We start from the raw sequence: 8,801 nt of genomic DNA on the forward strand, positions 1-8,801 counted from the left end.
AAGCGGCGAGTGGCACAGCAAAGTTCTGGGCGTTGAGTCTCCAATCTGAATTTAAAAGAGTTACTTACCACTGATAGCTCCCAACTAGCTCTTGGCACAGTCCCCCTTCTATATTTTCCTTTTCCCCCTGAGGTATTACATCATGGCTACCCAATCTCCTGATTCTGAATATTTTCGCGACTCACAAACTCAGGCCCAGATGGAACTTCTCGCCACAATAGTTCAGACTGATGTTGCTTATCCCTGGAATCCTGCACAGCTTGAATCAGAATCTTATTTGGCTGCCCTAGAGCAGGAATTTGCGCTATCTGATTCCTTCAGCGACAGCGATATTGCCCTGAAGTCGCAAGCTTTATTCTGGCAATTAGAACAAGTTTGGCTGACGACTGCTCTGCAAAAGTCTTTGCGGGAGAAATTTGCTCGCGTTCCTCAAGATTTTCTCGCCAGCATCGCTCAAAGCGTGCAAAACGCAACTGTTAAGTATCAATCTTTAGCTGACCAAATGGTAGAGTGCGTGTTAGATATTTTGCCTCAATGGGCTGAGGAAGATTTGCAGGTGTTGGCACGTCCTTTGGCTTATGCTATGCGAGATGTTGATTCAGAAGGGGGGGAATTAGTCATGGCTACTAAAAGACCTTGGGCCCAATTGTCGGAAATAGAACAAGCCAGAGTTAGTTTGGCTGTCGCCCGCTATGCAATCTCGCAATTAGAAATTGCTGATTAGTTCGGTGATGGCTGGGTTTTTGTGCTGCGATAGCGGTAATTTTTTTTAATTAATATAAAATTAATCTACCTTTAGTTAGATGTCAAATTCGTCTAATTGTTAAATCCTAGGGATTGCTATAGTTTGATATAGCAATCCTATTTGATTTGTAGACAAGATAATTTTTTTTGAACTATAGCAAGCGCGCCCGACGGTTAGGACCCAGATGTGGGAGCATTTTCAATCAGCTTTTTATGGGCAGCGTCGCAGAAACGGCCCACAAGAATTATTTTTTATTATGGAACAAGCCGGAAAGCCTGTTGCTGACATTGCTGAAGATTGCTTCTGATATCTTTTCCGGTTGGGTGGGAATGATAAAGTCAAGGTCGCACAATTCCACATTCCCCCACTCCCCACTCCCCACTTCCCACTCCCCATCATTCCAGTGTTACCGAAATTGATAGGACTTCTCTCCTCGGTAACTAAAGCCTTATTCCTTCTTCCTTCTGCTATATTTTGCCAGGTTTGGACTCGCTAAGCAGTTTGGCAACCGCAAGCAAGATGAATTATCATACAAGGGTCCAAATGTTAAAAAATGTAAATAGAGTAATTGAGGTGTGTCGGAATTTTCAACTGAATTAAAAAATGGACAGCAAGAAACCCTTACTTTTGCATGCACGATCGGGACTTTAAAATTATTTTATGACAACTTCAAGATTTGATTTTCAAGACTTGAAACGCCGCTTTTGGCGGATTTCGCGGATGCCGACGGCAACGCTAGTCGTGTTGGGGGCGGTTGCTTTCGCAGGTGCGATCGCCGGAGCCTGGTTTGGCAGTGAAGGTACAGTCAGCGGTATTTTTGCCACAATCAACACTTGGCAGCAAAACCCGCCTGTGTGGCTGCAAGTGCCTGCTACGAGCAAGATGTATTTGTTAGTGCCCACTGTGGCACTTGTCTCGGTTGCTTTAGCTGCCATTAAAATTTCGCCTCAACCGCAGAAATGGTCGCGCGCTGTAGTAGTCGCAATAGTTCTGGCTTTAACCATTCGCTACGTTTTATGGCGATCGCTCGCTACTCTAAATTTAACCGATCCCCTCAACGGTATCTTTAGTTTGGGGCTGTTTTTCCTAGAAATGCTACTGGTTTTCAACACCAGTATTCAACTGTATTTAATGCTGAGAATGAAAGACCGGCGTCGAGAAGCCGATCGCATGGCAGTTGCAGTTGAAGCTGGAAACTTCACCCCGCCCATAGATATTTTTATCCCAACTTACAACGAACCGGCTTTTATTTTACGGCGCACTGTAATCGGCTGTCAAGCTTTAGATTATCCCAACAAAAAAGTATATTTGCTTGACGATACCAAGCGGGATGAAATCAAGTTGCTGGCAAAAGAACTGGGATGCGAGTATATAACCAGACCCGATAATACTCACGCCAAAGCTGGAAATATTAACCATGCCACAGCCATTACTAATGGAGAACTAATTGTAGTTTTCGATGCCGATTTTATTCCCACTAAAAATTTTTTAACTCGCACAGTTGGATTTTTTCAAAATCCCGAAATCGCCCTCGTTCAAACACCACAAAGCTTTTACAACCACGACCCCATCTCCCGTAATTTAGGTTTAGAAAATGTGCTCGCGCCGGAAGAAGAAATCTTTTACCGACAAATTGAAATTATCAAAGACAGCGCCGACAGCGTGGTTTGTTGCGGTACATCTTTTGTAGTGAGGCGAAGTGCTTTAGAAACAGCGGGAGGCTTGGTCACAGATTCAATCTGCGAAGATTATTTTACCGGAATTCGGCTGTCAGCAACCGGATATCGCTTAGTTTATTTAGATGAAAAATTGAGTGCTGGTTTGGCTGCTGAAAATATAGAGGCTCATCTCAATCAAAGGCTACGCTGGGCGCGAGGCACGCTTCAGGCATTTTTTATTGATTCCAATCCTTTAACAATTCGCGGTCTCACATTCGTACAAAGGCTGTCTCATTTGGAAGGATTGCTGCACTGGTTTACCAGTTTAACTAAGGTTTTATATCTGTTGATACCTTTAGGTTATTCGTTTTTCGACATAATTCCTTTGCGGGCAAGTGCGCGGGAATTGCTGTACTTTTTCCTGCCTTACTATTTGGTGCAACTTACTGTGTTTTCTTGGCTGAACCGCAGATCGGGATCGGCTTTGCTTTCGGATATTTATTCGTTCGTCCAGTGTATTCCTTTAGCGGTGACGGTGGTGAGTTCCATGCTGAATCCGTTTGGGAAAGGGTTTCAGGTAACGCCAAAAGGAATGGCGAGCGATCGCTTTCATTTTAACTGGAATTTGGGATGGCCTTTGATTGTCTTGTTCGCAGCTACAGCCTTCAGTTTGTGGCACAATTTAAACATTAATTTAGTTAAAAATTTGGACACTGTACAGTCAATATCAGAAAGTGCACATTTGTCAAAAGGAATGAGTTTGGGATGGATTTGGAGCGCGTACAACCTGCTGATGATCGGGATTGCATTGCTGATTTTGGTGGATATTCCTAAGCCGGACATTTACGAATGGTTCAATTTACGTAGGGTTGTACAATTAAATATTGGCGGTAAAAGTTTTTGGGGCATAACCACTGTAATTTCGGAAAGTGGCGCTGAAGTTGCTATGACGCAGTGGCCAAGTTTTGCGGTGAAGAATAAAGGCAGTAAAGAAAGTTTGACAGCAGCAGAGATTTTGCCAAAATATGCCTTTGAGACAAGTTTATCCCAGGGTGAAATAAAAGCGCTCCCTCGCAATGCGGCAGTCAAGGCAAGGAGATCGCTAGCGCCGTCTGTTGTTGAGTTGGGCACTGAGCGTCGTTTGGTCAAAGGTTTGATTGATTGCGATTCGGCGACTCTGAAAATTATGGAAGAGAATTGTTTTATTCCTGTGGCTAAGATTGAGTTGGTGAGCGATCAATATCAGTTGGCGTCTAGTTTTGGGGATGCAAAAAAGTCCAGTGTTGTGGAATTTCCCACTGTGCGAATTGCGTTCGATCGCCTGAACATTAGCCAGCACCGCTGTTTGATCGAAATGCTGTACTGTCGGCCGGGCCAGTGGCAGCGGCAGGAAACTCCCGGAGAATGGCGATCGCTGTGGCTGTTGTTGAGAATTGCTTTGAAACCGAGGGCTGTTTTTGAGAGGAATAGGTCAGTTAGACCGATCGCAGTTTCGCAACTTTAGATCGAGTTTCCATCCCGGGCGGGTTTCACAAAACCTTTATCGCGCCAACAAACAATCCCATCAAGCAACCCCCGCCAAGGAACAATGGTAGATTTTATAGCAACCGCCAAGACGGTTAGGACGTTGTTAATGGCTGACACGATTGATTTTATTGCTTCTTCCTTCTTTCTTCGGCTATACATAGACAAATGACCAGCACTTTTTTTTTAATTAATCGGCACAAACTCGTAACCGTAACTGGTGCGATTTCCGGGTTTAACAGTGACTAACTGAACTGCTCGATTACGATCGCCCGAAGGTAAAAACCGAATTGGCCCCGATGCTCCATTTGCCGAAAAATCTGACGCCGATAAAGCTTGTTGAATGCCTGTACGAGTCGGATTGCGCCCTAAACCGGCAATTAACGCGATCGCCGCATCGTAGGCTAAAGCTGTGCGCCAACTTACTTCAGCATCCCAAAGTTGTTTGGATGTTTGGGGAAAGTTTGACTGCGGATCTGCGAGAATGTGCCAAGGAACAGCTAGCACCATATCTGTTGTTCCTGGGCCACCGATTTGCAGTGTTTTAGCAGTATAAGCACCGTCTCCTGCTAGTAATGGCAGCCGTTTGGCGTTTACTTGCACTACTTGCAAAGCTTGGTCGATCGTGGCTGAATTGGATGCTAACATAATCACTTCTGCTCCTTGGGCGATCGCACTTTTAACGCTATCGGCGGCATTAAAATTTCCCTTAGCAAAGTCAAATTCTGATACTATTTGTCCTCCATCTCCGTAAATAGCCGTAGTGAATTCATCTTTTAAAGATTTGCTGTAACTGCTGGTCGAATTGAAAAATATAGCAGCTTTTTGCTTTTGCAATTTTCCCACCATATAGCGAGAAAGAGCATTCGCAGCAAACCGATCGCTCGGCACTGTCCGAAATATATTGTTGGCAATTCCTGAGAGCTGCACAGACGTACTTGTCGGAGAAATTGCTACTAATTGTTTTTGCTGGTAAATCTTGCTGGCTGCTAGCGTTGTATCTGAACCAAAATGCCCGATGACTCCTAAAATTTCCGAGTTATTTGCCAAAGCACTGGCAATTTGTGCCACCATTTCTGGCTTGTTGTCATCGTTAGCAATTACCACTTTTAATGGAGTACCGCTAATGCCGCCGCTTTGGTTGATTTCATTTTGAGCTTGAGCTACCCCCCGCAGAATTTCTAGAGCAGCATTGATATCGCCGCCAATGGGAACTGCTGCTGCAATTGTGTAGGATTTTTGAGATCCGATGCGGGCGTTGTTGAGGTAAATTAGTGCTTCGGGATCGTTGCGATTGGTTTTCAGCGAAGCTTGTAAGTCGGAAATAGCTGCGTTATAGTTGCCAGATGCGATCGCCTGTACTGCTGCTTGTTTGGTTGTTGTGGCTTGCTCTGGAAGTAACAGTTTTTCGCCACCACTCAGACGCTGCCCAATTGCCTGCTCTGATTGCGGCGAATTCCCCGTCGCAGAGTTGGGAAAAGTCGGATTTTGGGGTGATAAACCCCCGACATTGATGCTGCCTCGGCTTGTCAGCCACCAAATACCTGCACCGGCTAGCCCGATCGTAATTAGGAGCGATAATACCAGAACAGCGGTTTCATTTTTTTGGGACATGGCTGCAGAATTTTAGATTTTAGGTTTTAGATTCAACGACTTAAGAAGTTCGGCAACGAGCAATGTATGGGATGTAAAGCATTTAATAACAAGTTCTCTTTCATTTAATAATTTATGTAGCAATTATGCTAATTCTCATACTTGAGATAGATGATTGTGGGCTGACATCTACCTATATTTTAGCAGTTGTTAATTTATTTGATCTGGATATTATACAATCTAGCTGTGTAGCAGCTTAGATCCCACTGAGGTTGACTGTGATACCTGCAGATTGTCCCGTCTCTGAGGGTTTGGCTCCTTTACCGTATTTGGCGCTGCTGGGGGTGGGAGCCATTTCTAGTGTGATTTCTGGTGCTGTTTCAGGCACCGGGTCTCCTAAGTCTGCGATCGGTGGAATGCGATCGCTATGCAGCCAACTAGGGCCAACAGGGAAGCTGGCATTTCTCTTGTTTTTTTCCATCCTTGAACAGCTTGCTCGCGGCTACGAAGCCTGGAGTAAAGAGTCGCTGGGTTATAACTTGCTTAACTTGTTGACTGCCGTTTTATCTGCAGTCATACTTCACTACTAGGGTAGAACAATCAGCTCAATATAGTTTGCTGCGAATCCTACTTTATAGGTTTTTTTATGTTGTTTAGCTTTTTGTAAACATTTTTGAGTCCCTCTTATCACAATCATCACCTAAATTCTTTTTCTTAATTATATCTTTATTTTCCCGGAGAGTCTCGACAGCGGGGGAGTTTTTAATTATCCAGGGGCGGGGAAAGATTAAAGTTTTTTTAAGTTTGACAAAATAAAGGACATCTTTTGTAATATAAAGAAGAAAGTTGAAAAAAATATAAAGACAAACTAATTGGATAAAAGTGTCGCTAAGGTAGTAAAAATGACGGTTGGTCAGAGAAAAAGAGTGTTAAGCTAGGCTAAGCTCAGTCAAAGCAAAACCTCGATATTTAATTAAGTTCGATCGATAACAAAGGCTAAGGTAAATTCCATGGCAAACTCAGTTTTAAATCAGCCAAACGCAGCAGCAGGAGTGCAGTGGCAGCCAAAAGATATTATCCGCGGCCTAGTGTGGAAAATTGCGATCGCAACCTGGCTGTTAATGGCTGTAGGCAGCGCCACGCGAGTCATGAATGCGGGGCTCGCTTGCCCCGACTGGCCACTGTGCTACGGTCAATTAATACCCGCAGCGCAAATGAATTTGCAAGTATTTCTGGAATGGTTTCACCGATTGGACGCTGCGGCAATTGGCTTAAGCGCGATCGCACTTTTAGGACTATCTTTGTTTTATCGCAGCCGCCTGCCAAAATGGCTGCCTTGGGCGAGCGCCGGAGCACTATTTTTAATCGTTTTTCAGGGCGTATTGGGCGGCTTGACAGTAACACAACTGCTGAGATTTGACATCGTTACTGCTCACTTGGGAACAGCTTTACTATTTTTTGGCGCCCTGCTAGTCATCGGTTTCCTGCTGACTCCCTACGAAGCTACAGGAAATGTCGGCAAATTAGCTTGGGTAAGTTCGATCGCAGCATTATTAGTTTACCTGCAAAGTTTGCTAGGAGCATTAGTAGGCTCTAGATGGGCACTGCACCAATGTTTGGATTCCTCAGAATTGTGCTCGGTAATGAACAGCCACATCGCCGGTATCGTACCCGCTACCGCAGCGACTTTAGCCGTATCAGTCATGGCTTGGCGGCAGCCTGCACTGAGTCCAAACTTGCGAAAACTGGCTAATTGGGCAAGTGTTTGCCTAATTGCTCAATTAGTTTTAGGATTAGCAACTTTCCGGCTGCACCTTCAGGTAGAACCGCTGACAGTCGCCCACCAAGCAGTCGGTGCTGCTTTGCTGGGAACCCTGATAGCTTTTAGTGTTTTAGCTTGGCGCGATCGAGTTTTATCAGCTTGAGAGATAAGACTAAAGTAAGAGGCGGCGGGTTTATTAATCCTTGTACCTACAGCAGATATTTATCCTAAAACCCGCCACTCCAACCTAATGACTAATGACGAATTCGCAAATAATTACTAACAGCTTACAACCGATGCAAGAAATCCTTACCAACGACAGCCCCCGCCTCCACGAAAACTTTTCGCAAGTCGTGAAAAGTTACTATCAACTAACCAAACCCAGAATTATTTTACTGCTGCTAATCACGACCTCAGCAGGAATGTGGATGGCGGCCAAAGGAGAAGTAGACCCGCTATTGCTGGTATCAACTATTACCGGAGGCGCTTTAGCTTCTGCGTCGGCGAATACGATTAATTGTGTCTACGACAGTGACATCGATTATATTATGGAGCGCACCCGGTGGCGGCCGATTCCTTCCGGGCGTGTCAAGAAGCGGGATGCTTTGATATTTGCGATCGCCCTAGCTACAATATCCTTTACATTGCTCACAGTTGTTGCCAACTTATTAGCCGCATTGCTAGCAATGTCAGGCATCGTTTTCTACGTCCTAATTTACACCCACTGGCTGAAGCGCCACAGCGTGCAAAACATCGTCATCGGCGGTGCTGCAGGGGCGATTCCCCCGCTAGTTGGGTGGGCTGCGGTGACGGGAGATTTGAGTTGGGGTGCGTGGCTGCTGTTTGGGATTATATTCCTGTGGACACCGCCGCATTTTTGGGCATTAGCAATGATGATTCGCGATGAATACAAGGAAGTAGGCGTCCCGATGTTGCCGGTAATTGAGGGCGATGAAGAGACAGCCCGCCAAATTTGGATTTACACGCTATTGATGATTCCTGCAACTTTGCTGCTAGTTTATCCCCTGCATTTAGCGGGCGCGGTGTATGCGGGAACAGCTATTTTCCTCGGTGCTATTTTTGCCCAAAAAGCTTGGTTGCTGTTGCAGACTCCAGAGGATAAGATTGTTGCGCGATCGCTCTTCAAATACTCTATTCTGTACCTGATGCTCTTGTGCGCCGGAATAGTGGTTGACAGTTTGCCTGTGACTCATAACTTTACTACTGCTCTTGTACAAAATGTGCAAACTTTGATTAGTGCAGTTGTGATGTAGTTAGGAGTTACTCAGAAATACCAAAGAAACCGGGTTTTTCACCAGTATTAAAGTCTCAAATGCACTATTGTGCTAAAAAACCCGGTTTAGGCCTAAGTCCTAGTAGTGAGTTAAATTGCAATTCTTAAAATGAAGCCCGCATCTAGCGGGTTTTGTTTGTTTACTTTAGGCATTACTCACAAGTTAAGCTAAAAGCACTATTGTCAATGAGTCAAATTACTCATCTTTTACCTGTTGACCCAATT

General features: G+C 44.8%; 6 protein-coding genes. 4 read left to right on the forward strand and 2 right to left on the reverse strand.

Annotation, left to right across the window (positions count from 1 at the left end; translation table 11 throughout):
• Positions 1–142: 142 nt before the first annotated feature.
• On the forward strand, positions 143–724 hold the full coding sequence (locus QUA25_RS24540; RefSeq protein WP_333041867.1) for a hypothetical protein: 582 nt from the start codon (positions 143–145) through the stop codon (positions 722–724).
• Between the two features lie 681 nt (positions 725–1,405).
• Positions 1,406–3,907: a glycosyltransferase gene (locus tag QUA25_RS24545; RefSeq protein WP_333041869.1), complete on the forward strand. Its 2,502-nt coding sequence runs from the start codon at positions 1,406–1,408 to the stop codon at positions 3,905–3,907.
• Positions 3,908–4,113: 206 nt separating this feature from the next.
• Here QUA25_RS24545 and QUA25_RS24550 read toward each other — a convergent pair whose 3' ends face one another.
• Together QUA25_RS24550 and QUA25_RS24555 are read right to left on the reverse strand one after the other, a co-directional pair.
• The gene (locus QUA25_RS24550; protein ID WP_333041871.1) at positions 4,114–5,541 is read right to left on the reverse strand and encodes an ABC transporter substrate-binding protein; all 1,428 of its coding nucleotides are present in this window, start codon (positions 5,539–5,541) and stop codon (positions 4,114–4,116) included.
• Between the two features lie 235 nt (positions 5,542–5,776).
• Complete coding sequence (locus QUA25_RS24555) at positions 5,777–6,001, reverse strand: hypothetical protein (RefSeq protein WP_333041873.1); 225 nt, start codon at positions 5,999–6,001, stop codon at positions 5,777–5,779.
• Between the two features lie 529 nt (positions 6,002–6,530).
• Between QUA25_RS24555 and QUA25_RS24560 the strand changes: the two genes are divergently transcribed.
• Positions 6,531–7,445, forward strand: a complete 915-nt coding sequence (locus tag QUA25_RS24560) for a heme A synthase (RefSeq protein ID WP_333041875.1) — start codon at positions 6,531–6,533, stop codon at positions 7,443–7,445.
• Positions 7,446–7,578: 133 nt separating this feature from the next.
• Entirely contained in the window at positions 7,579–8,556 is a 978-nt protein-coding gene (locus tag QUA25_RS24565; RefSeq protein ID WP_333041877.1) for a heme o synthase, read from the forward strand.
• Positions 8,557–8,801: the final 245 nt, after the last annotated feature.

Origin of the sequence: Microcoleus sp. Pol17C6 (assembly GCF_036701145.1) — a bacterium.
Lineage (GTDB): Bacteria > Cyanobacteriota > Cyanobacteriia > Cyanobacteriales > Microcoleaceae > Microcoleus.